20 protein-coding genes are annotated in these 26,062 nt (G+C 42.8%); 19 read left to right on the top strand and 1 reads right to left on the bottom strand.

From position 1 onward, the window contains the following. The first annotated feature begins 214 nt into the window (after positions 1-214). From MHB37_RS29575 to csrA, 19 genes are all read left to right on the top strand, one after another. A complete protein-coding gene (locus MHB37_RS29575) occupies positions 215-2,956 on the top strand; it encodes an Ig-like domain-containing protein (protein WP_179088736.1) in 2,742 nt (913 codons plus the stop codon). A gap of 87 nt (positions 2,957-3,043) precedes the next feature. Continuing rightward, a complete protein-coding gene (locus MHB37_RS29570) occupies positions 3,044-3,583 on the top strand; it encodes a hypothetical protein (protein ID WP_076192374.1) in 540 nt (179 codons plus the stop codon). 153 nt (positions 3,584-3,736) lie between these two features. Further along, positions 3,737-4,006 carry an alpha/beta-type small acid-soluble spore protein gene (locus MHB37_RS29565; RefSeq protein WP_076192376.1) on the top strand — a complete coding sequence of 90 codons (270 nt, stop codon included), beginning with the start codon at positions 3,737-3,739 and terminating at the stop codon, positions 4,004-4,006. Positions 4,007-4,345: 339 nt separating this feature from the next. Then, complete coding sequence (gene metK, locus MHB37_RS29560) at positions 4,346-5,548, top strand: methionine adenosyltransferase (protein WP_036681514.1); 1,203 nt, start codon at positions 4,346-4,348, stop codon at positions 5,546-5,548. Positions 5,549-5,748: 200 nt separating this feature from the next. Continuing rightward, a complete protein-coding gene (locus MHB37_RS29555) occupies positions 5,749-9,783 on the top strand; it encodes an Ig-like domain-containing protein (RefSeq protein WP_076192379.1) in 4,035 nt (1,344 codons plus the stop codon). A gap of 215 nt (positions 9,784-9,998) precedes the next feature. Beyond that, entirely contained in the window at positions 9,999-12,731 is a 2,733-nt protein-coding gene (locus MHB37_RS29550) for a stalk domain-containing protein (RefSeq protein ID WP_081387847.1), read from the top strand. 57 nt (positions 12,732-12,788) lie between these two features. Beyond that, positions 12,789-13,949, top strand: coding sequence for a sensor histidine kinase (locus MHB37_RS29545; protein ID WP_036681511.1), 1,161 nt, complete (start codon positions 12,789-12,791; stop codon positions 13,947-13,949). A 4-nt stretch (positions 13,950-13,953) separates the two neighbouring features. Next, positions 13,954-14,676 (top strand): response regulator transcription factor, encoded by a 723-nt coding sequence (locus MHB37_RS29540; RefSeq protein ID WP_036681509.1) that lies wholly within the window; start codon positions 13,954-13,956, stop codon positions 14,674-14,676. 135 nt (positions 14,677-14,811) lie between these two features. Further along, positions 14,812-15,255: a glycosyltransferase family A protein gene (locus MHB37_RS29535; RefSeq protein WP_076123908.1), complete on the top strand. Its 444-nt coding sequence runs from the start codon at positions 14,812-14,814 to the stop codon at positions 15,253-15,255. Positions 15,256-15,312: 57 nt separating this feature from the next. After that, positions 15,313-17,406, top strand: a complete 2,094-nt coding sequence (locus tag MHB37_RS29530; protein ID WP_405132544.1) for a DEAD/DEAH box helicase — start codon at positions 15,313-15,315, stop codon at positions 17,404-17,406. Further along, positions 17,403-18,257, top strand: a complete 855-nt coding sequence (locus MHB37_RS29525; RefSeq protein ID WP_256716465.1) for a ComF family protein — start codon at positions 17,403-17,405, stop codon at positions 18,255-18,257. The genes MHB37_RS29530 and MHB37_RS29525 overlap by 4 nt, the downstream gene beginning before the upstream one ends. Before the next feature lie 169 nt (positions 18,258-18,426). Further along, complete coding sequence (locus MHB37_RS29520; protein WP_076124340.1) at positions 18,427-18,837, top strand: TIGR03826 family flagellar region protein; 411 nt, start codon at positions 18,427-18,429, stop codon at positions 18,835-18,837. A 103-nt stretch (positions 18,838-18,940) separates the two neighbouring features. Further along, positions 18,941-19,228 (top strand): flagellar biosynthesis anti-sigma factor FlgM, encoded by a 288-nt coding sequence (gene flgM, locus MHB37_RS29515; protein WP_036678454.1) that lies wholly within the window; start codon positions 18,941-18,943, stop codon positions 19,226-19,228. Positions 19,229-19,240: 12 nt separating this feature from the next. Continuing rightward, a complete protein-coding gene (locus MHB37_RS29510) occupies positions 19,241-19,741 on the top strand; it encodes a flagellar protein FlgN (RefSeq protein ID WP_036678457.1) in 501 nt (166 codons plus the stop codon). Positions 19,742-19,795: 54 nt separating this feature from the next. Continuing rightward, positions 19,796-21,379 carry a flagellar hook-associated protein FlgK gene (gene flgK / locus MHB37_RS29505; protein ID WP_038573615.1) on the top strand — a complete coding sequence of 528 codons (1,584 nt, stop codon included), beginning with the start codon at positions 19,796-19,798 and terminating at the stop codon, positions 21,377-21,379. Between the two features lie 15 nt (positions 21,380-21,394). Next, a complete protein-coding gene (gene flgL, locus MHB37_RS29500; protein ID WP_036678463.1) occupies positions 21,395-22,312 on the top strand; it encodes a flagellar hook-associated protein FlgL in 918 nt (305 codons plus the stop codon). A 14-nt stretch (positions 22,313-22,326) separates the two neighbouring features. Further along, on the top strand, positions 22,327-22,893 hold the full coding sequence (locus MHB37_RS29495) for a DUF6470 family protein (protein WP_405168781.1): 567 nt from the start codon (positions 22,327-22,329) through the stop codon (positions 22,891-22,893). Between the two features lie 116 nt (positions 22,894-23,009). Further along, a complete protein-coding gene (gene fliW / locus MHB37_RS29490; RefSeq protein ID WP_076192384.1) occupies positions 23,010-23,456 on the top strand; it encodes a flagellar assembly protein FliW in 447 nt (148 codons plus the stop codon). 1 nt (position 23,457) lies between these two features. Next, positions 23,458-23,700, top strand: a complete 243-nt coding sequence (gene csrA, locus MHB37_RS29485) for a carbon storage regulator CsrA (protein ID WP_038574930.1) — start codon at positions 23,458-23,460, stop codon at positions 23,698-23,700. 105 nt (positions 23,701-23,805) lie between these two features. Here the strand turns inward: csrA and MHB37_RS29480 are convergent, their stop codons facing one another. Beyond that, the gene (locus tag MHB37_RS29480; protein ID WP_076192387.1) at positions 23,806-25,629 is read right to left on the bottom strand and encodes a hypothetical protein; all 1,824 of its coding nucleotides are present in this window, start codon (positions 25,627-25,629) and stop codon (positions 23,806-23,808) included. Positions 25,630-26,062: the final 433 nt, after the last annotated feature.

The raw sequence follows: 26,062 nt of genomic DNA, 5'->3' as shown, positions 1-26,062 counted from the left end.
GAGGCACATTGTATAATACTTAGGTATAATTAGGAATCTAGTATTGTCATGTCCTAAATTCGTTTACCAGTTTCTGTGATACCCGTCACAGACATTATTTATACTTAATTTGCTCAACTCGGGAAAGGGGGTGCATCGGCTAATGAGTGACATGAGCTACTCAACTAAAGAAAAATCTCAGTTTATGAACGTCCAAGGAGGAGAAAAAAAGGTTATGAAGAAAATTTTATCCGTAGCATTATCTACAGCAATGGCATTCTCGATGTTTGCCTCTGTAGCGTTTGGTGACGCAGCAACAACTCCGCAACAAAAATTTGATGCTTTGGCAGCGAAAGGTATTCTCAACGGATACCCAGATGGTCAAGCTCACCTTGAAAAAGATCTTACTCGTGCTGAGTTCGCGAAGATCGTTACTAAATTGTTCGACCTTACTGAAGTAACTAACAAATTGTCTTACAAAGACAAAGGTTACAACGCATCGAACTGGGCTGTGCCTTACATCGAAGCTGTTACTGCAGTAAACTACATGCAAGGTAAAGATACTGTTAAAGGTATCTTCGATTACAACGGTAAAGTAACAGTTGAAGAAGTTGCGGCTGTATTGTTCCGCGCTTTGAAACTGGAACAACCAACTACAACTGACAACTCTGCATCCGCATGGGCTAAAGGTTACGCTCAAGCAGTAATCGACGCAGGTTTGGTTGCTAAAGACACTAACTTCAAAGCTAACGCTAGCCGTTCTTTGGTAGTTGAAACAGCATATGCTGTTGATCAATTGGGTCAAGCAGCTACAATCGCTTCTGCTGAAGCAGTAAGCCCAACTAAAGTAGTTGTAACTTTCTCTGACAAAACTACTACAACTGTTGAATTGACAACTGCTCTTGTAGCTGGAGTTGAAACTACAATCAACTTCAAACACAACGATCATGATTACACTACTAAAGTAACTTTGGCAGCTCCTAAGGTTGTTTCCGCAACTGCTCCAAATGCTAAACAAGTAGTAATCAAATTCAACCGTTCGATCGATGCAGATACACTGGCTGAATCCAGCAAAGTTATCGACGGTGTTGTAAAAGTAACTAAAGTTGGTAGCAAAGATGATGAAGTAGCTAACGCTTATGTAACTTTCAATGCTGACAACACAGAAGCTACTATTACTGTGCCAGGAACTAAAGGTCTTAAAGGTAACTACACAGTTGTTGTGAACGATGCTGTGAAGACAACTGCTGGTGAAGCTGTTCCAGCATTCACAACTTTGCTTCCTATCGCTGACACTGTAGCTCCAACTGTTGCTACTATTAGTTCTACAGCTAAAGCAACAACTAAAGACGTATACGTAACATTTAGCGAACCAGTTAAAACTACTGGCATCGTGGCTTATGTAAATGGTTCTTCTGCTTCCGCGACTGTACAAAATGACACTTACACTGAGTTCAAACTGAGTGGAGTATCGTTGGAAAGCGGTAAATCATATGATGTATCCCTGCTTAATGTAACTGACTATGCAGGTAATGTTGCTAATCCAAACCCAATCAAAACAACTGTAACTGTTGTTTCTGACGTTGCTGCTCCTGTAATCAAGAGCGTAACTCCAGTTAGCGACAAATTCGTTGAAGTTGAGTTTGACAAGAACGTTGACCGTGCATCTTTGGTTGGTAATGTTCGTCTCTTGAACTCTGTTGGAGAAAGCCAAGGTACATTTAGTGTTATTACTACTGGTAATGGCAAGAAATTCACCTTGCAAAGTCCTCTGAATAGCTTCCCATCCACTGGTACTTTCACTGGAACCGTTGTATTCGGAGCTACTGTTAAGGATACATTGGGTAACACATTGGGAACTGCTTCAAGTCAAGCGATCACTTTCACTAAGGACACTGTAGCTCCTACAGTTACTGGCATCACTTACTCAACTTCAACTTCTGTTAAAGGTCTAAAATTGACTTTCTCTGAAGATGTTGTAAACACTGGAGTAGGTTCTGTAGTACTGATCAATAACAAAACTGGTCAATCTACTGCGATTGCTAACACTACAAATGGTAGCGGAAAAACACATACATTAACTGCTGTTAATGTAGACACTGGTGAGTACACTGTTCGTCTGCCAGAAGGACTCTTTAAAGATAAATCTTTCTCTGGCAATAAGCTTGCTGCAACTGTATTGACTGTGAAAATCGGATCAGAATCTACTGATGGCGATGCTCCAGTACTGTTCAACAACGGCATTGTAATCAATGACAGCCAAAAAGTTGTAACTGCAACTGGAACTGTTTATGGTGATGCTACTGTCACTGTTGATCTGAAAGATGCAAGTGGTCTTAACGTTGCTTCTGTACTAGATGTTAATAGCTACACATTGGACGACAAGGCATTGCCTGCTGGTACTTATGTAAATATTAGTACTCTTGATGAGAAGGGTAATGTAACAACTAGCTCTTCCAGTCCGAAATATGCTCGTGCAACAATCAATATCCCTAGCTCTTCAATCACTGAAACTAAATCTGACTACAAATTTGTAGTTAACGGTGTTACTGATGTATCTGGTAACACTATCGAAGCAGTTTCCAAGACAGGTAAACTTACTAGCAGAACTAGCCCAGTGTTCGAATCTGCAGTGGTTTCCAGCGGCAACTCTTATGAATTGATTCTTGGATTCTCTAAAGAAATAACAAATCTAGACGAACAACATCTGGCAATCTACATCAACAATGATACCGTTGGAACTCGTCTTGATCAAAAGTATTACAAAGTAACTAAGATTGCTAATGGATCGGATAAAGGCAAATGGTCTGTTACTTTCTCGAAGCAAATCATTGATTCCAAAGCAAATATCAATGACGAATTGGATCTGAACTCCAATGAAGTTAACAGAATCATCGTTAAGATCGTTAAAGATGCAGACGCTCACGATGAAGTTGGTAACAAAATTACTGGCGAAACAGAAATCTCCGCTAAGTAATCTCCGATTACCGAAGCACAGAATAGCCTCTTCGGAGGCTATTCTTTTTTTATAGGTTTTTATCCCCAATAATGAGGAGGAACTTCTTTGAAACCGGTATGGAAAGTAACAACCGCAGCCGTATTGCTGGCTGGTGGTGTATGGGCTGGATCTCTGCTAAATATTACTGCTGAAGGTGCAGGTGTTGGTTCTCAGCCTGGCACAACGGATGATCCTGTAGTTACGAAAAGCTACGTAGATCAGCAAATTCAGAAAGCACTTTCAGGTGGTACAGTGACGACTCCGGTAGCGACTGCTACACCTGCGCCTAGTGCAACCACAGCACCAGTAGCTACACCTGGTCAAAATAGCAGTAATGAATCTGTGATTGTTGATGTGAAGCCTGGCCAAACTTTAATTGCTTCTGCAGGTGCTGAGTTTATCGTTCGCGCGGGTAAAGCAGTAATCGTTTCGCAGGATGCGAATGGTGTGGCGGATTTAACAGACGGTAAAGATCTTACAAACGGACTAGCTGCACCATCTAACCACTTATTGTCCTTCCCTCGTGATGGTCGTGGAATAACTGTTCAAGAGGGTCAAACACTTGGTCTTGTTGTGATGGTTCGTGGTGGATATACCTTGAAATAATGTGTAATGATATATATTCATAATGCCCGTAAACAGACGTAATCATACCTTCAAACTGTTTTCCAAAGTTACAAATCATTGGCGTGATTGAAGATTAAGTGATGGACGCACAATATTCCTGTAATCTTACAAATTCACAGGAGGTGCTGTAACATGGCACGTAATAATCGTACAGTCGTACCTGAAAGTCGGACAATGCTGAAACAAATGCAATATGAAATTGCAGCTGAATTTGGTTTATATGGGGCTCATTATGGAGGCGGGGCAGACACGGAGTTTGCTTCTGAGTTAGGAGCAGTCGGAGGTAGTAGTTCTGGCCGTAGTCAGTACCTTGGGCATCTAAGTTCAAGGGATAATGGGTCTGTTGGAGGAGAAATTACGAAGAGACTCATTAAGCAAGCTGAACAGTCTCTTTTTCAATAATATCAGGGGTTAGGATGCCCTTATTCCTTATCTGATATTGCTTTTTTATAGCGTGAAATCAATATTCATACTCTCACGGGGGGTTCTGTGTTTAATTGACACCACCCCCTAAATAAGATAATATGACTTTTGAGGAAAGCCTTAAACCTTTTCCATATGGAAAAGGTTCATTTTTTGAAGAGTTTAGTGAATGTAGGCATCAAATTTTGCGAAAATCCTTCATAAAAAGAAATCAGGCAAACCTGAATTATTTATATTATTTAGTTTTATTATTTGGCCTGTTATCATTAAGGAATCCCTTATACAGTGTCAGACTAACCATATGGGAGGTTGTTATACTTGTCTATTAAAGGGCGTCATTTGTTTACTTCTGAGTCCGTTACGGAAGGGCATCCGGATAAAATCTGTGACCAGATTTCCGACGCGGTATTGGATGCATTTTTAGTTAATGATCCTAATGCACGTGTAGCCTGCGAAGTAGCAGTAGCAACAGGTCTTGTACTGGTGATCGGGGAAATCAGTACCAAATCAGAGTATGTTGATATTCCTGCCATCGTACGCAATACCATCAAAGAAATTGGATACACACGTGCAAAATATGGTTTCGACTATAATACATGTGCTGTGTTGAGTTCTCTTAACGAGCAGTCCGCTGATATTGCCCAAGGTGTTAACTCTGCTTTAGAACACCGTGATCCTGCTCAAGTAGCTGAAGAAACAGCTAATATTGGTGCGGGCGATCAAGGACTCATGTTTGGTTTTGCTACGAATGAGACACCTGAACTGATGCCACTGCCGATTGCCTTATCACATCGTATTGCACGTCGTTTATCTGAAGTTCGTAAAAATGGAACTTTGGACTATCTTCGTCCAGACGGCAAAACACAAGTTACGATTGAGTATCAAGATGAAAAACCTGTACGCGTAGACGCTATCGTAGTATCTACACAACATGCAGAGGAAATTTCTCTTGAACAAATTCAGGCGGATATTAAAGAACATGTTATTTTGCCTGTTGTTCCTGCGGAACTGCTTGATGCAGAAACCAAATACTTTATTAACCCAACCGGACGTTTTGTTATTGGGGGTCCTCAAGGGGATGCTGGTCTAACTGGCCGTAAGATTATCGTCGATACATACGGCGGTTATGCTCGTCATGGCGGCGGAGCATTCTCAGGTAAGGATCCAACTAAAGTGGACCGTTCTGCGGCTTACGCGGCTCGTTATGTAGCTAAGAATCTTGTAGCTGCTGGTTTGGCCGACAAATGTGAGATCCAACTTGCCTATGCCATCGGTGTAGCTACTCCTGTCTCGATAAATGTGGATACATACGGAACAGGTAAAATCAGTGAAGAGAAAATGGTTCAACTGATCAGCAACAACTTTGATCTTCGCCCTGCGGGCATCATTTCTATGCTTGATTTGCGTAAACCGATTTATAGACAAACTGCAGCTTACGGTCATTTCGGACGTACTGATGTTGATCTTCCATGGGAACGCGTAGATAAAGCAGAATTGCTAAGAGATCAAGCAGGGTTGTAATTTATCATACGGTCTTATAATATGTTAGCCCGCAAGTTGGCCATGGTGTCAACTCTGCGGGTTATTTTGCGTGCGAAAACGAGCAAGGCTAGTGAATCTAACCATAGAGAAGTAGACTACTAAACTTTGCCAGCCTTTTAGCCGAAATATAAGAATATACATAAAGACGATAGTATGGCTTGAGAGGAGTCTATCACGGAATGAAAAGAAAAATTTCAATATGGACGGCACTTATTCTAGCGGGAGAGTTAGTACTTGGTTCGGGTTATCCTGCTATTGGAATAGGGAATTCAGCAGTGTACGCTGCATCAGAGTTTGGTATAACAGTCTCACCAGCGCCTGGAGCAAGTTATGTAAATATCGGATCATCCCTTAGACTGAGCTTTGATCGTCAAGTAAACCCGCAGTCAGGTGAAATTACTATTACGGGTCAAGGTGATAGCTCACCTTTTTTAACGATTCCTATTGGTAGCTATGGTCTAATTGGTAGTTCAAAAGATTACGAGCTTAAGCTAAATCAACAGTTTACTTCAAACAAGACTTATACAGTGACAATTCCTAAGGGGTTGTTCAAGGATAATGATGGTAATGAGTCAGGTGTTACTTCATGGGCATTTACTACTGCGCCTGAGAGTAATACAGCGATTACGGCAGGCAACTTTTCACCTGCTAATAATACAAGAGTGGATGCAGGAGCCCTTAAGGAGCTAAGTCTAACCTTAAATAAAAACCTGATAAAAGGTGGAGGTTCCATTCGAATTTTGTCGTCTGCAGATAATGCAACCGTTCAAGAGTTCAAAATTAAGGATGATGATACTAGAGTCAACGTTCAGACTGATGCTAACTCTACTACAGTTAAACTAACATTGGATAAAACATTGGCCTCCGGAAGTAACTATTATGTTCTTATAGATTCTTATGCTTTTAAGGATGTTGATAATCGAACGTATTCCGGGATTTCAAGCGGTGATGTATGGAGCTTCTCTACTAAAGGTGTGGCAGAGATTCCAGTGACTCCTGCACCGGCAAACGGATCAGGTGGGGTATCTACCACTGGAGCCCTACAACTTACATTTGATCGTCCTATGATGCCTGCAGCTGGAACCATAACAGTATCTCCAGGTGCAGCTAACGATGCTAGAACGAGATGGCTTAATGTAAACTCCCCAGCCGTTACAGGAGGAAGCAGCAGAACTATAACATTGCTTCCAGCATCAGCAGCATCACCCTTGCTAAACAGTACGCAGTATACGGTGACGATACCGCAGGGAGCTTTTTACGATCAAGACGGAAATGTATTTCCGGCTTCGGGTGCGTATACCTGGACATTTACAACGGCTTCTTTGACAGGACTTAACGTAAGCGCGCTAAATCCGGCTGACCGGAGTGAATCCATAGCTAACAACAGATCATTTTCTGTCACATTCAATCGTAATGTGAATTATAACAGTGCTGTGGAAAATGGCGTAGCACTTTATAAAAGTGGCGGTGCACAGGTTCCGGTTACTGTTAACCGGAGTACAACTGCTGCAAACGAATATGTAATTACACCTAAAACAGCTTTAGATAGCGACTCAACCTATTATATTGATATTGCTAAAGGAGCTTTTGTAGACGCTATTGATGCTAATGTTATCTATGATGGACTAAGCGGAAAAAATTCATGGAGCTTCCGGACCTTGTCTCAGGACAAAACAGCTCCACAGCTCACATCTGCATCACTCGAGAACAATCGGACCATTCGTTTAAAATACAATGAGAGCCTCAACTCTTCCATTGCACTGTTGATCTCCAGCTTTGGTGCTACGGTGAATGATGAGAATCGTACAATTGAAAGTGTCTATATCCAGGGAGACAGCGCCTATGTGGTACTCAGTACAGGGGTAGCGGTTGGACAGAACGTGAAGGTTAGCTATACAGGTGGCCTGCGGACCATTCAAGATCCAAGCGGAAATGCAGCCAGCACCTTTAGCTCAAAGCAGGTTACTAACACTATCGAGTCCTCCATGCCTACACCCAAAGATGGACGGATCACGGGTAGAACTGTAGCGTTGAATTTCAATGACTCCTTAAAGGCAGTTTCCTCTTACGCACATAGTCAGTTTCTAGTGACTTCAGATGGGGGATCCCTAGGGGTCAACTCCATAAGCTCCAGCGGGAACACTGTATATTTAGGGTTAAATAGCGATGCTTCTAATGGCCAGACCGTTCGTGTCTCCTATTATGCAGGCTCTTATCCTTTGCAGAATTCTTTTGGACAAAATATTGCGGATTTCACAGATTTCTACATTCGCAACAGCAACGATACAATTCCACCCGTGTTCCAAAGTGCAACCGGAGGTGGCAATAAAATCCTTCTGAATTACAATGAAGGCTTGTCAACGACAAACCTCCCGATGAACAGCCAGTTCTCTGTGCTTGTTGGCAGCACTCCTAACTATGTTACGAATGTATCAGTCAGTGGCTCACAGGTCACGCTAACGCTCCAGAGTGCTTTGACGGTGAATCAGAATGTTACTGTATCCTATGTTCCGGGGACTACCGGAATAAGCGATTTAAATGGAAACCGTGCAGCTTATATTAACCTGCAGCCTGTGTCCATCTCGGAAAATAGCGGCACTAGCATACCTGAGATTAGTTCTGCCACCATCAATGGCGACGAGCTTACGGTTACATTCAGTAAAAACATGCAGGCATCTGGTTCCCTCTATGCTAATCAGTTCGGAGTTAGAGCAGATGGAAGCAGTATGGGTGTGCAAAACTACACTTTGTCAGGGGATATTTTGAAAATAACAACATCCTCAGTAGTAAAGACCGGGCAAACTATCGATTTGTCCTATATGTCAGGTTCAGGTACGATCAAGGATCTGACCGGTAATGTACTGTCCTCATTCTCTTCTCTCTCTGTTAAGAACCTAACCGGCGTGAGCACCGGAACGGGAAATCGTCCATCCTATCTAGGGACGCTTGCAACAAGTGAGTTTGGAAAAGAATACGCGCTGCTGAAGAGTGACTCTTCACAAATCGTGGATGACCGTTCGTTATACAATCAATCTGTAAAAAGATATACCTTAAACACAGATCGCCTGACGGCCAGTTATGAATATCTGTATAAGGCAAGTAGTGATACATTAGCTTTTGAGGTGCCTGCTACAGAACAATCGGCCTATGTGACTGTTCCTTTAAAGCCTTTGCTTGATGCTGTAAATCGCAGTAAAACCACAAAATTTATGATACGTTATGGCGATCACTTATATAGCGTAGGACTAGACGATATCGATATGAACGGATTAGCGACTAGCTTGATTGCAGACAGTAAAAATATCTCGCTGGTGTTCCGCTTAGAAAAGGTTCCGGCAGGTACGTTCTCCCCATTTGAGCAAAAGCTAAAAACTATGGGGATGCAGAGCGTTACTAGTCTTATGGATGTCCGGGTGACTGCGATAGTAAGCAGCAATTATTCTAATGCTAAGGCATTATCGGTACCTGGAGAATACACTGTGCGTACAACTTCTTCATTGAACAATGCGCAGACATCTGCTGCTAGACTGGATCTTTCCTATTACGATGCAGCTTATCTGCCAACAAAAGTAAGTACGGTAGGTAGCTATACGATTATTCGTGCTCGTACGGAGGGTAATCAGGTGTTAGGAACCTTTATATCAACCCGGGCCTTCTCAGATATGAGTAAGCATTGGAGTAATTCGATCGTAGCTGAGCTTAGTGCAAAGACTATCATCGATAGCAGTTACGGGACTACATTTAGTCCAGAAAAAAAGATTACCCGTGCAGAGTTTGCAGTAATGCTTAGCCGGGGACTTGGTTTGCTAGGCGATCGCGAGACCGCACAGCGCTTCCGGGATGTGCAGCCTTCCACACAAACTGGAGACTATATTGGTGCAGCAGCCAAGGCTGGTATTATTACAGGGAACACGGATGGCTCCTTCCGGCCTAATGATAATATCACTCGAGAGCAGATGGCAATCATGATGATTCGGGCAATGGAATACACCAAACATCCTATTACTTTAAGCGGCACTTCTGCCTCAACACTGGCTCGCTTTAAGGATAAGTCTAAAATTCAGAATCAAAGTGCAGAATTCGTAGCTAAAGCTGTGCAATCTGGGATTATTTTGGGAATGACCACAAGTGAGTTCCAACCTCAGGGTAATGCCACTCGTGCACAAGCTGCTGTGATGTTGCATCGGATGCTGAAGCAAACAGATTATTTGTAGAATAAATAGATTGGTAAAGCCTGGCATTCTGCTGGGCTTTTTTTTATGTTAATAGTTTGTGTTACGAGACTCTATAAAGCTTGAAATCTCTCAATTTCGCAACTTTTTCGCTTATTTTCAGTCTATTAAAAGAGTACTAGAAAAATAGGAACCAGTTTCCAGACTTTTGATAACGGACTTGAAGAGTAAAAAAGAGATGGGAGAGTTACGTCGAAATGAATGAAGTTTTCATGGAGAAGAAGAGTAGAGAAGTTGTTCGGGGAATGAAATTATCATCTACTAAAAAATGGGTTGCCGCTTCATTAGCAGGTGTGTTGTGGATTATGCCGGTAATTGGCAGTGAAGGCTTAGCTATGTTTGGTCATAGTTCCACACCAATTGCTGCCGCAGCCACATCTAATTTTAAAGTAAGCAAGCTGGGTGAAGAAGTAATTACTTCGGGCGCCATTATGATGAAATACAAATATACGGCTACACGTTCAGGAGCGAGCGCTTCTGGCTTGGCGGATGTTATTCGCGTTGACCTCAACAATCCATATGTTTCTTTAGATGTTATGACAGGTAAGGGTGGAAACCTGACAACACGTCAAAGTACTGGCGGGATGGCTAAGGAAACTGGAGCCGTGGCTGCAGTAAACGGAGATTATTTTAATACAGGCGGGGAAGGCGCTCCGATTGGTGGACAAGTATCCAGTGGAGTCTTGGTTTCCACCCCTTCGCAATTGGATGGCATGTATGCCTTTGCAGTGACTAAGGATCGCAAGCCTCTTATTGATGAGTTCAGCTTTGAAGGAATGGTAACCGCACCTGACGGCGCACAGTTTGAGATATCCGGTATCAATAAAGGTGCTTATAGTCCTGAAGGTGGAAGCTCTACTTATAGCCATGCTAATGCAATGTATATCTATACGGATGTATGGACCGCACTCGATCGTCCCAAAAACAGCTCAACCACACCGACAGAGGTGCTCGTTGAGAACGGCGTAGTTACTCAAATATCTGAAAATGCTGCGCTTCCTACAGCGGTTCCAAAGGGAGCTTATATTTTGCGGGCCCATGGCTTAGCCGCACGGTATGTTACTGCCCATCTGACGGTAGGGCAACCGGTAACAAGTGTGTACTCCCTGAAATCCAAGACTACGCAGCAATCGCTAGATCCTGCTAATCTGCAAACAATGATTGGTGGACATACGATTCTTGTAAATAACGGAAAAGCTGCAACGTTCTCTCGCTCGACTAGCAGCATTGGCGGTTATCGTGCACGTACGGCTTTAGGATACTCTCAGGATGGACGTTATGTTTATATTATAGCTACTGAAAAAAATGGCAACAGCTCAGGAATGTCATTGACCGAGCTGCAATCTTTTATGACCAATATTGGAGTCTGGAAAGGGCTTAACTTAGACGGAGGCGGCTCTACAACGATGGTAGACCGGCCTCTCGGTGAAAGCTCAGCTACTCTAACCTTTAATACAGAGTATGGCACAGAGCAGCGCAGCATTGTTAACGCGCTTGGTGTTTATACTAACGCACCACAAGGTGAAGTAAAAGGAATTAAAATTAGCGGAAGCACTTCGCTATTAGTTGGACAAAAGGCTACTTATTCGTTAAAAGGTTATGACACTTACTATAACCCTATAGATGTAGCAGCAGGCAATCCTACTTGGACATCAAGCGGAGGAAGCGCAACTGTAAGTGCAGGAGAAGTAACGGCAGTGAAGCCAGGCACCGTTACCTTAACGGCTAAAAGCGGCGTAGCAAGCGCTTCTACAACCCTTACAGTCTTGGGTGGAGATGATCTATCCAGCATGAGTGTAGGCACTGCTACAGCGCCACTGACAGCTGGGACAACTGTATCTGTCCCTGTAAAGGCCTCTACGAAGAGTGGAGCAACCATAAGCGTTCCAGATTCAGCGCTGAAGTGGGAGTTTGTAGGCTTTAAGGGAGTCGTTCAAAATGGCAAGCTTACTGTAAACTCTGTGGATGCAGGGGTTACTACAGGTTACGCTATTGCTCGTTATGATGGATTTAGCACAGCGGTTGTATTATCGACAGCAGCAGCTACAACATGGGAAGATTTCGAGAAGGTAAGTTATCCAGTTAACTTTACTACCAATGTGCCAGCGGTACAGGGGACTGCAACAATAGTAGACGGATCGGCTGAAAGAGTAGGCTCCAAGGTGCTGTCACTCAGTTATGATATGACGGCTGGCAGCGGTAAAATGTACGCTTATGCTCAACTTAACGGCACAAGTGGAAAAGCCGTTCCAGCGCTTGCAACTTCGATGTCAGTTGATGTGATGGGCGATATGAGCTTAAATTGGCTGCGTGCTGAGTTTGTAGACAATAGTGGAGCTACAGCCTATGTAGATCTTGCGAAGATTATCGATTGGAACGGTTGGAAGAACATAAACATCGACTTGTCAGGATCAGGGATTAAATTCCCGGCTACGCTGAAGAGACTTTATGTAGTGAATGTAGAGGAAGGCCAAGATGAACGGGCGAAGACAGGTACGGTTGCTTTTGATAATATCACCTTCACAATGCCTTCACTTTCCAGTGATGCAGGGTTACCAAAGGGTACAGCTTCGATGAGCATCGGCTCCAAAGCAATGACCGTAAACGGAAATAAGAAGGCTATTGATGTAGCTCCAATTGTGAAAGACGGCAGTACTTATGTGCCGATCCGTTATGTGCTGGATGCTTTTGGAGGGAATGCTACCTGGGATCAGGTGAATAAGAAGATCATGGTGTTGCGGGGAGCCAAGGCACTGGATCTGACGGTAAATAAAAAGGAATACCTGTTAAATGGTAAGCGACAAAGTGCTGAAGTAGCACCTATTATTTTACAGGGTAGGACTTTAGTACCTCTGAGACTGGTTTCTGAACAGTTAGGATTAACTGTAAAATGGGAACAGAAAACGAAGACCGTAACTATCGAATCGTGATATGTTAATATATAAGGAAAACCTTAATACGATCCGATAGAAAAGGGGCAAGCATCCGTGGAATTTCAAGCCGATGCGATTGATCGCGTTATTAAAAATACCATCGACGTGATGGAGAGCAGCAAGTATCAGATTTTTGAAATATTGCAGGTTGCACGTGATGAACTTGCTGCACTCAACAAGGAACTGCAGCGGGTCATGGACGAAACGGATGAAACGTTGAAAAAGGTAGACAAGCTGGAGCTACAGTATCACCGCTCCAGAATCCGGCTGACAGAGGTCAGCCGGGACTTTGTCCGCTACTCAGAGAAGGATATCCGTATTGCTTATGAGAAGGCTACAGAGCTTCAGCTCGAACTCATGATGACGCGTGAGCGAGAGGTCTATCTTCGAAGCAGACGTGATGAATTACAAATGCGAGTGCGCAGTGTCGAAAATTCTGTAGAGCGTGCAGAGTCAATTGGTTCGCAAATGAGCGTAGTGCTCGAATATTTGTCGGGAGAACTAGGCCAAGTGACGAGAATTGTCGAATCTGCGAAGAACAGACAGATGATCGGACTCAAAATTATCCTGGCTCAAGAAGAAGAACGGAAGAGAATTGCCCGGGAAATTCATGATGGTCCCGCTCAAATGCTGGCAAATCTAGTCCTTAGGACGGAAATTGTAGAAAGAATGCTGGTAAAGCAGGAATTTGGGCTGGTGCAGGACGAAGTAGTAGATTTAAAAGGGCAGGTTCGTAACAGCCTGGAAGAAATGCGTAAGGTTATTTTTAATTTACGACCGATGGCTCTCGATGATTTGGGCTTGATTCCGACTTTGCGGAAATATGTGCATGATTTTGAAGAGAAGACGAAACTGCGGACGACTTTGGAAACCCGGGGACAGGAACACCGACTATCTTCAGCGATGGAGGCGGCGGTATACCGTCTTGTTCAGGAAGCATTGTCTAATGCAGCAAAACATGCCTACCCAAGCTTCGTATTGGTGGAGATTACATACCAAGCGCAGTTAATTAAGATTGTGATTAAAGATAACGGATTAGGCTTTAATGTACAAAAGTTAAAAAATCAGCAAGGTAATCGGGAAAGCTTCGGGCTAGTAGGTATGCGGGAACGTGTAGAACTGCTTGAAGGAAGAATGGAAATTGTATCAGCCGAGAATCAGGGGACAACAATCGTGATCCATATTCCGACGAATGTGGAGAAGGGGAAGGAGTAGTGTGATGGAGAACTTAAACTCTAGTAAAACGCCCATTAAGGTTCTTTTGGCGGATGATCATCAGCTTTTTCGTGAAGGGCTGAAACGCATTTTGAATATGGAGGAGGATATCGAGGTCATAGGGGAGTGCGGCGACGGTATTCAGGTATTAGAGTTTTGTAACGGTACTAAACCGGACATCGTATTGATGGACATCAATATGCCTGTTGAGAACGGCGTAGAAGCCACTCAAAAACTTCGGGAAATGTTCCCGGAGGTTAAGGTAATTATTTTATCCATTCATGATGATGAGAGTTATGTATTTGAGACCCTTCGTAAGGGCGCCAATGGTTATTTATTGAAGGATATGGAGGCCGAATCCCTTATTAATGCCATTCGTTCGGTCTGTGAAGGACATGCTTTTATCCATCCAAAGGTTACTGGAAAGCTTATCAATCAATTGCGGCGTATGACTTACCTTAACGAGACTGGCGTAACTACAGATACAGTGGTGAAGGAAGCTGGTGTTAAATTTATTGCTGGTGACAACAATCCTCTAACCCGTCGTGAAGCAGAAGTGCTGCGTCTAATGGCTGAAGGTAAGAGCAACAAAATGATTGGTGAATATTTATTCATTAGTGAAAAAACAGTTAAAAACCATGTTAGCAGTATTTTGCAAAAAATGGAAGTGGATGATCGGACTCAAGCCGTTATTAATTCGATTAAATATGGCTGGGTAACCTTGTAGAAGCTTCACAGTAATACGTTACATATAGGAAAGAAATTAAGTAGACACAGCTTGCTTCCCTGATGGGTGTTCTGGGCAGTCACCGACCTTTTAATGCCGGCATATAGTGTTGGTATACAGAGGAGGTGCATCTCCATGGTAGCCCAGTTGATATGGATTGCGGTTGTTTATGTATCCGCTGCAGTGATGATTCATATGTTGCATAACCGGCAGAAGGTGCGTAAAACACCGCAGTCCGGAAAATGGATTCATTATATTTTTATTACCCGCAATCATGAATCTGTTGTGGAATGGTACATTCGGGCACTGACATTTCAAGCTCTTCTAACCGGAAAACGATTGCGAGTAACGTTCATGGATGATGGTTCGAGCGATGGAACACTTGGGATTGTTTCCAAAATGGCCGCTAGCGGCTGCTCTATCGATCTTGCAACATCTATGTACTCTCTTCAGATGAGTGAAGAATTGCAGCATGAAGGAATTGTAGTAGACTTGCGGCTGTCAGGGCAGTCTGTATCGCTGCCTTTTATGGGGATGGCAGGAAGTAGGGGATGCGAATCAAAGCGCAACAGATCTTAAGTAAATATGTAAGTAACGGGTGAAGCACACTCTCCAAGAACTGGGGGAGTGTGCTTTTTGCGTTTGGGGAGACGGAGTCGTGAATTTGGGATCAAATATGGAGTTGCTAAGTACAAGCGAAAGGTAGGAGGGATTATTATACAAGTCGCTGTATATGCTGTGGAATGCAAGGGGAGCTGGAGGGTTGGAATTTCATTAGATCTTAGCGTGGATAGATGGTGGTGGTCTGTAGCTAGACCGGAGAAGAAAGCTGGGAGTTCCTTAGCGGCGAATAGTTTGGTTCTGCTTTCTTCTGCGTTGCCGCTAGGTTGGGCTGTGAAGCTCCGGGACAACTTTAAACAAAGAAGCGTAATGGGCACCTGGGCGATTAAGGAATGGGGGCAATATATTAATAGTATGCTCGAGGCTGAGTTGAGAGAGGAGAAAGAGGCAGGGGGACTGTGGGAGGCACAGTGGTTAAATGATGGAATATTCATATGGAAGCCTAATAAATCGAGTTTCGGAATAGAACAGGACAATAAGAAGAATGAAAGGTATTGCGGGAGTGAAAAAAAGGGTTTTGATTCTGGATTGCTAGAATTGGATTCAGAGCAATTATTGCGGGCTGTGGCCGGACGCTCTTTATTGGAGCCGGAAGTAGAAGCGCTGCTGGCAGAAGAATTGCCAGAGCTAGGGGGTTGCTGGCGCCAGGCGGCACAACTGGCGCATCTGCAGGGGCGGCTGTTGCTTACAGCCGCCGTAGGCAATGCGCCCCCGGCTGCGCACGGGGCGCGGGCCCGCCAGCTCCCTGCGGGTGCTGGCGTTATGATGCGTGCGGCGGCTAGGCTGCCGCACTTATTGTGGCGCGGCGCTGTCGCTCGCCGCGCGGTTTCGCGCTGCCTGCGTTGCGGCAGCGTGCCCACCGGCCGCACGGCATGCGCCGCGTGCGGGCTTATGGGCTGCGCCTATTGCGAGGCCTGCCTCGCGCTTGGGCGCAGCCGGGCTTGTGCGCTGCTGCTGCGCAGCGCAGCACTTCCGGCCGTGCGATGCACGGCCGCCCTTGACCCCTCCGTGGCCGCAGGCCGGTGGGGGCTGAGCCCAGCGCAGGCGGGAGCCGCTGGCGCTGCGCTGGGTTTTCTGGCGGAGGCGCGCAAGCGCTCCGCCAGTACATGCCCAGAGCGGTTTCTGCTCTGGGCGGTAACGGGAGCGGGGAAAACGGAGATGATCTTCCCGCTCCTAGAGGCTGTGCTCGCCGCCGGAGGGCGGGCGCTGGTAGCGACGCCGCGCCGCGACGTCGTACTTGAGCTCGCGCCGCGGCTCGCCCGGGCTTTTCCGGCGGAGGTTCTCGCCGTACTTTATGGCGGCAGCGCAGATCGCTGGGTGAGTGGTCGCTTAACGCTCGCAACCACCCATCAGCTCCTGCGCTTCCATCAAGGTTATGATCTCGTAATCATCGACGAGCTGGATGCGTATCCTTACCACAATGATCCTATGTTGGCCTATGCCGCTGAACAAGCCTGTAAAGTGGACGGCTCTTTCATCTATTTATCAGCTACGCCACCACAAGAAATGCAGCGTTTGGTCCGGTTAGGCAAGCTTCCACATGCCAGAGTGCCTGTCCGCTTCCATGGTCATCCCTTGCCTATCCCGCAGCATTTGAGTATACCCTCGGTTCTGACCTGTCTAAAGCGTGGAAGTTTGCCAAGATCGCTTATACAAAATCTTCAAAAGTCACTGGAGCGAAAAGCACAAATTTTTCTATTTGTGTCTCGAATAGCTCATATCGAAGGATTGCTGATACTACTTCGTCGTAGCTTTCCCGGCGTGGTTATTGAAGGCACCTCGTCCAAGGATTCATTTCGGGCAGAAAAGGTAACTGCTTTTCGCAACCGTATCATCTCTTTGTTAGTGACTACTACGATCCTGGAACGGGGAGTTACCGTGCCACGCAGTGACGTATTTATTTTGGATGCAGACAGTGGTCTTTTTGACGAAGCCTCTTTGGTACAGATGGCAGGCCGTGCTGGTCGTTCTAAAGATGATCCTGATGGCCATGTTGTATTTGCCTCCCCTCAGTGGAGCCGATCCCAGCGTGGAGCGATTGCTCAGATTCGTACTATGAATATCATTGCTCGCCGCCAAGGATATATTCGTAAAGGTGGGGCTATATGAATACCAAGCTTACAAGGTTCCGAAAATCTCTGTCTTTCCTCCTTACCCCCTCCGTGCCTCAATGTCTAACCTGCGGGAAGCACAGCCCACAGTCCTCACAGCTGCCTGGTATCTGTAAGAATTGTGCGGAATCCATTCCTTGGATACGCGCTCCACGTTGCTTGATATGTGGGCGGCATGTAGGCTGTCCAGACTGCACTCGCAGCGCTGAGCCCTCACCCATTGTATGTAACCGGAGTGCGGTAGCCTACACTAATGAGATGAGAGAATGGCTCGGTCAATATAAATATCGCGGGAATGAACGATATGCCCCTCTGCTTGGACTCATGCTGGATAGGGCATATTTAACCCTAAAGGAGGAAAAGCAGCAGGGGGCTCTTTTATCTCAGAAAGCATCTTTTTTTCATCTTATTCAACATAAAAGGTACATAAAAAACAGCCTTTGGTCAGCTGATTTATTAGTTCCGGTACCTGTCAGTGATACCAGGCTTCTAGAACGGGGCTTTAATCAAGCGGAAAGATTGGCCGATGTCCTATCTCGGCATAGAAAGATTCCACAGCTACCGCTACTAATTCGTACACATCATACAGGTAAGCAGAGCTTTAAAGGACGTGCGGAGAGACTGGCAGATATGAAGAATGCTTTTGGAGCAAATCCGGCAGTCTCCACACTATTTAAGGATTGGCTGAAAGATAACTCACCTATAAGCCGTCCTATTCGAATTATTATTGTTGATGATATCTATACAACCGGAAGCACGATTCGTGCTTGTGCCGAAATTCTAAAACAAATGGTTTCTAACTATGATTATGCTGCAGAAATCTATAGCCTAACCTGGGCGCGTTCCTAAAACGCGAAAAATGCATGATTGTGAACAGCTATATCCATTCCATTAAGGATTAGTTGCGGTTGGTAGCGTTTCTTCTGTCCCATAGACGAATTCCTTGCAATCATGTAATCTAGGAGCATAAGAATATTATGCATTGCACAGAATGTACGGAGAGGAGCGGCTGCTTGTTATGAATCTAGACAATTGTCCAAGGTGCGGCCGGTTGTTTGTCAAGAATCTTATGGGGTTGTGCTCGGCCTGTATCAAAGAGCTGGAGCATGAATATGAGATCTGCGTGAATTATTTACGGGAAAACAAAGGAACCAACATTCAGGAGCTCTCCGATGCTACGGGGATTTCTATTAAAGAGATTACCCGCTTTATTCGAGAAGGCCGGATTTCTATAGCTAATGCACCCAATATGATGTACCCTTGCGAAGTGTGTGGTACACTGATTCGGGATGGCCATATGTGTGACAGCTGTCGTAGCCGGCTCAGGAAAGATCTCACGAATGCTGTCAAGGAAAATTCTGCTGAGGATACTACTAAAAAGACATCTGATGGTGCATATCGTGCCATAGATAAGCTGCGTGACCTATAAAATCTGCAAAAAAACGTTTGCAGCTATAAAGAATGTTTCAGTCTACGCCGATAAACTTAGTAAAGATTATCGGCTTTTTTATATTAGAAGGAAGGTGGAAGTTATGAAAATTAACGAGACCGGACGAATTAACGCGATTAATCCGTATCAACGCAGCGCGGAAGCGCAAAGGCAGGAACAAATGAAGAAAAGCACACGCAAGGATGAGGTTTCGATCTCTGATGAAGCGATTCAACTCTTGCAAGCACAAAACACTGGCAAGAATGATCCAGAACGCGCACTTAAGATCGACAATCTAAAGCAGCAGGTCTCCGCAGGTACCTATCAAGTTGATGCATCTAAGCTAGCAGAGAAACTCGCCCCTTACTTTAAGCAATCCTCCGAGAATTAGGTGAAAACATCCATGGCATTGACGACATTAATAGAACTATTGGAGCGGCTAGATGGAGTGCATGTTCAAATGCTGGATCTGGCCGCTGAGAAGAAACAGACAATTATGGATAACAAGGTGGATGCGTTAATCGACATCCTTAACCGTGAATCCAAGCTAATGAAGGTAATTGGGCAGCTCGAGGAAGAGCGAATATTAGCCGCATATACCGTTTTGCAAGGTGTGGGTATTCGTTCCAACCTGAACCTGAACCTAACGGAGCTGTCCAGGCTTATATTTGACCCTGAAGACAAGGCACGACTGCTGCATATTCAGCAGAAGCTTTCGGGCACTTTGCATCGCCTGAAAGAAGCCAATGACCTAAATCAGAAGCTGATAGAGCAGTCGCTTACATTTATAGATTATTCTTTGGATCTGTTGGTCGGAAGACCAAATCAGGATATCACTTATCATCGTCCGTCCGACAAAGGCAACAACGTAAATCGGTCGGGGATTTTTGATGCACGAGGTTAGAATTGTACTGATGAAGTGTTCTGCCGGAGCAGAACATAAGGAGGAGTAAGAAGCATGACATCCACATTTCACTCGATAGAGACGGCGAGACGCAGCCTTTTTACTCAGACCGCAGCTCTTAATACAACTGGACACAATATCGCTAATGCGAATACCGAAGGTTATACTCGTCAACGTGTTAATATGCAAGCCTCTTTACCTATTGAAGCTTACGGATTGTTAAAATCTACTGTTCCAGGTCAAATGGGTACAGGGGTGGAATTCTCATCTATCGATCGGATTCGAGAAATGTTTCTGGATGATCAGTACCGTGGTGAGAACGCTGCTTTCGGCAACTGGAGTCTACAAGCAGATACGCTCTCTAAGCTGGAAGCTATCGTTAATGAGCCATCCGATACAGGCATTCGTACAGTTCTGGATAACTTCTGGAAATCTTGGTCGGATCTAAGTAAGAACCCTGAAGATCCAACAGCCCGTAAGATTGTAGTGCAAACTGCACAATCTTTGACGGATGCTATGAACTATATGAGCACGCAACTGAATAATCTGGAGCGGGATCTAACCACTAATATAGATGTTAAAGCAAAAGAAGCTCAGGGTTACCTGACCGCGATCGCAGATCTAAATAAATCCATCTATAAGATTGAGGGTATGGGGGATCATGCGAACGATCTACGTGATCAACGAGACCTGATGGCGGACAAGCTCTCCAAAATTGCTAATATTACTGTTGTAGAGACGGAAGCGGGTTATAACATTTCTTTGGGTGGACAACCTCTCGTAGAGGGTGGAGAAGTAACTGCAACCGTAGATGGCGCGTTTCTTAATAATGCTTATGCCTCCGGAACTTTGAAGGGCGGCGAGGCTTACGGAATGATTTTTTCCAATAATACCTATGTTGCCGATTACAAGAAACAGCTCAATGATTTGGCGAGCACTATTGCTACAGGTGACGTTGAAATTACAGTGCCAGCTGGCTCCAATCTTCCTGAGGGCACAGTGTTGACAAGTGATGCCAAGATTACACAAGCTGACGGTACCGTAGTTACTTTGACCGCTGGTCAGGCCATGCCTAAGGGCGCAACAATGTATGAGGACGTCAAGACCATTGTCAAAGGGTTTAACGGACTTCACAAGTTAGGTTACGCGATGGATGGAAGCGCCGGACGCGATTTCTTTGTAACATCAGGCGAGGCTGGAACGATTAAGCTAAATCCGGAAATTGCTGCGGATGTGAATTTATTCGCAACTTCGTTACGTACAACTGTTGATGCGAATGGAAATACGCAAGTCGTTAAAGGAAATAATACGTTGGCACTCTTATTGACTAGCCTGAAGGATAGTAAATTTACTACACCGGATGGTAGTGTGAGCAACACTGTTGGCGGACTTTTTGGCTCTATGGTTGGCCAACTTGGTATTCAATCCCAAGAGGCTGCACGTCAGACGGATAACTCAGATTATCTGGTAGAGCAGGTTAACTCCCGGCGTCAATCAGTCAGTGGCGTTTCACTGGATGAAGAAATGTCGAATATGCTAGTGTTCCAGCATGCTTATAGTGCGGCAGCACGTTTTATGACTACTTTTGATGAACTGCTCGACAAATTGATTAATTCCACCGGCACAGTCGGCAGATAAAAGGAGATATAGCGTATGTTGAGAGTAACCTCTAACATGATGAATTCACAGCTTCTGCTTAACTTAAACCGCAATGCACGTACAATGAACGATACACAATTACAGCTTTCCAGCGGACGCAAGATCAACAAGCCTTCCGATGATCCGGTAGGGATTACCTATTCCCTGCGCTACCGTGCGGAGCTCTCCTCTAATGAACAATATACTAAGAATGTTGATAGCGCACTTTCATGGCTTGATTTCAATGATACAGTTCTAGGACAGGCTGGAGATGTCGTTCAAAAGATTCGTGAACTGACTGTACAAGCTTCGACAGGTACTAATCCGCAATCCGCACTGGACAGTATCAATGCAGAAGTGATGCAACTAAAAGAGCAGCTTGTGGATATCGCTAACAGTACACTAAATGGTAAATATATCTTTAATGGTGAGCAATACACCACCAAACCATATGATTTTGCTAAGGGTGCAGATGGAACTTACGATGTATCTAAAGCAATTACTACGGATACTGGGCAGATTCAGTTCATTGTAGGTGAAGGTGTCCGTTTGCCAATAAGTACAACTGGCAATGATGTGTTCGGGAATACCGGGGATGCGGACAATTTGTTTGCAATCATTAATAATCTTTCTGCAGGATTAAAGGCTGGCGATCTCACGGCTATTTCGGGTCAACTTGATGTAATTGATACGCGTATGGAATCCATTCTGACTGCCCGTTCTGAGATAGGAGCCAAAACCAATCGTGTAGAACTAATGCAGGAACGTCTGAGTGACTTAAATGTAAACCTGACTGATTTACAGGCAAAGACAGAAGATGCCGACTACGAGGGTTTGATTATGGAGTCAAAGATTCAGGAGAATATTTATAATGCTTCCTTGTCTGTGGGCGCGAAAATTATTTCCACAACTCTCGTAGACTTTATCAGATAACGGAGGTGGTTTTTGTGCTTCAGCCGATATTGCAAATACGTCAGTCTCCTGCAGTAATTGGTATTGATGCTGATCTAGGCACATACTCGATTACTCAGCCTAAGGCTGAGGTCGATATAACAACCACTCCGGGGAAACTTACGGTCCAATCTTTTAGGCCAGAGCTTACTATAGATCAGTCCCGAGCTTGGGCAGCCTATAATGGTGGCTATATGCTCGATATGAACAAAAGAATATACTCAGGTATTCAACATTTGTATCTTCAGGGTATTGCAAAAAAGGTCGAGCAAGGTAATCGAATGGCTCAATTTTTCAAGCCTGGAAATACTATTGCAGAAGTATATGGAACAGATACCGAACCAAATTCTTTTCCAGAGATTCGCGGACCGGCATCATTTGACAATGTAGATATTCATATAGAAACGAGAGCACCACAAATTGATTTTCAAGCCGCAAAAGTGAATATTCAAGTAGAAAGACATGATCCCGAAATTGAATATACTCGTGGCAAGTTAAATATTTATATGCAGCAATATGCTTCTATTCAGTTTATTCCACCTGAATTGAATGTCCAATTGTAGCTTCTTAAGCTATAGATGTGCCATTAAGCGCTTCTATAGCTTTTGTGTTTTGTATAATTTATTAGGATTTTGTAAGAGGTTTTTTTTTCCAGCATAACTTTTGAGGAGTGAACAACTTGATTATAGAAACGCTGTCTTGGGGGAAACTTGAAGTAGATGAAGAGCAGATATATTATTTTTCTAAAGGAATTCCTGGGTTTGAGGACGAAAAGAGCTTTGCGTTGATTGCAATGTCAGAGGCTCCTTTTTGGTACTTACAGTCAATTAAGGATCAAGGAGTGTCCTTTCTATTGGGAGATCCATTTGTTTTTCATCCATCATATGAATTTGAGCTGCCTGATAATGAAGCAGAAGAATTGGAAATTGATTCGGAGATTGTAGTTCGCTGTATTATTTCAATTAAGGAGAATACAGCACAATCAACAATTAATCTGTTGGCACCCATTGTATTAAACCCGGTGAAACAAGCGGGGAAACAAATCGTTTTACACAAATCGCCTTATCATACCAAACATAGCTTGTTTCATGAGAGTTCAGATACTGATGGAAAGGATTGTGGCTGAAGTGCTCGTATTATCTCGTAAAAAAGGTGAATCTATTGTAATTCAAGATCAAATTGAGTTGACTGTGCTAAGTGTGGAGGGAGATACGGTTAAAATAGGTATTTCAGCCCCAAAACATGTGGATATTTTTCGTAAAGAGGTATTTCTCACAATTCAGGAATCTAATCATGAATCCGCAGCTCCATTACACTCAGATATGAATGCATTAATTGATCGGCTTCGAAGTCCCAATAATGATTTATGATGTAATATTACAGGTCTAGAACAGTATATTATTATGTAAAAAGAAGCCCCTCAATCAATTAATTGATTGAGGGGCTTCTTTTTACATAAAGGTGACATTATAGTTTCACCATAAAATTTCTGTATCCAATAGTCTTGTGAATTTTTCGGCTCCTTTTATATTTAAATGTGAAGCGTCCATAAAATCTGATTCATTAAAAAAATCAGATTCGAAATAATCCAAATATTGAAACTGATATTTATTTTGAAAATAATTAATGGCATTTTCAAAATCATTGATTACTTTTGTACCATTTATATGTTCTTTGTAGAAGTTTGTTACAGGACATACAACTACAGTGGCTTTAATTTTATACTTCTTTAATAGTATGAGAATTTCTTCGAATATTCGATGATTTTCTTGTACTGTTAATGGGTAGTTTTTGTCAAAGTCCTTTTCGATTTCAGTAATCAAATTCTTTCTTGAATTGTCATCCAGAAAATTACTATCAAACAACTGATTATTATAATTATATAACTGCTGATCACACAAAGCTCTAAAGTTGGATGCGAAACGCACGGTATGATCTTCTAGGAAGACAATATCATTTAACATATTAATTTGGTTAATTTGATCTTTAAGCGCAGTATCCTTATTATTGTGAGTACTCTGCGTTCGATAATAATAATAGCCTAAAAGCCAGTTTTGGGAGCTTAAGGAAAGATCATATTCAAAACTGTATTTAGCTAACCCTATTACACAATGTTGTAATTTACCGTTGTCTTTTAATAAAACCTCTTTCAATAGCATCAAATCATAAAATAGATCTTGGCTAGAAGCGGAAATATTACACATTTTTCTGGTAAAGTATTTTGTGTTAATAGCTCGGAGAGTGTAGGAAATACCTAATACAATACCATCGCTTACGCTAATACGTTCTATCGAATTGAGGTAAACTGCCCAACTATGTGAATGAGTAAAAATAAGATTCCAATATGACTCATAGTTAATTAGTTTATTTAAGTCATGAATGAATAGATTTTTCACATCATCAGATTCGATGAGAATGAAATAGTCATAATCATTTTGGACTACATCGGTTGAGCAAATTAACGGAGTATTTGCATATGAATTCATTTGGGGATTATCCGATATATAGGCCTTAATACAAGTGTTATCTAAAGACAAGATATTACGAACTGCAAAGGTCTTTTCTCCCATACCACAAATTGCGACATTTATTTTAAATAATCTACGAAGGTTATCCTTCAGTTCAACAAGAAGATCAATCAATTTTATTGAAATTGTTTTTTTTAGATTATGTTCCAATTCAACTGCATATTGATTTTTAAAACAATATAGGACATAATTCATCACACTCTGTTTGATTTCCCGAGGGACAAAAATGCATTTGTAAGATACGAGTACTAGTTCGTAAACATTGTCGATATATTCATCTGTATTATAATTAACATTTTCAATACTTATTTTATTCTCGGCATTCCAAATTCTATAAAATAATTTAGCATCTATTTTTGACATATTAGAGTATTGAGTTTGTTCACATATATCAGACAAGTTTGATAAATAATTAGTTGTGTTATAATACGTAGAATTATCTTCAGAAATACTATCTGTAAGACAAAAAAATATAAAGGCAGCTTTGTATTTTTTTTTGACATAAAAGATGCACCCTAAATTATAGAGTAAATCGGAGATATCAGTAAACAAAACTAATCCTTTTTTTAGGGATTGTAGAGAATTATCATAGTCTCCAATTGAATCATAAAATACGGATTTAATAGAATAATACTCTGAAGTTTCTCCAAAGTTATTTAAATACAACTCAACTAAAGAGTAAGCTTTTTCTGTATCTGCATTATTTATAGCAGATTCAAAATTCTCTATTAAACACTTGATGTTACTGGATACAGTATCCCCGGTTTCCATATATAAAAATCCTTTCTATGTATAAATGTACACATCATATGTTTTACTTAAACTTTATGTAATCATAATTGTAGTACTTATATATAATATCGGTGAAATAATAGCAAATAATAAATTGTAAAAAAAGTAAATTATTATTTCCTTTTTAATGCCTGATTTATTGCCGATATATAGGGTTTTTAGAGAATAATTCAAATTATAAAAAACTCTATCATTTATTAATGAGGTGTTGTAAATACGCTAGAATACCCGGATTATGAAAGACGATTAATGTGCAACTCTCGATGAGGATTTTTTTGAAAAGTGATCATGGTTCTATTTTTAAAGCACCGAGAAGCAAAAAAGATGCAATCTCGAGTGATTAGAATACTTGCAAGAAAAGATCATAAATAAACTTGGATTTTCAAATGATTTAGTTCCATATAACTGGAGT

The sequence above is a fragment of the Paenibacillus sp. FSL H3-0286 genome (genome assembly GCF_045040705.1).
In the GTDB taxonomy this organism is placed as follows: Bacteria; Bacillota; Bacilli; order Paenibacillales; family Paenibacillaceae; genus Paenibacillus_AQ; species Paenibacillus_AQ odorifer.
Note: the sequence above shows the minus strand (reverse complement) of the source record. Positions and strands in the feature narration are given on the sequence as shown.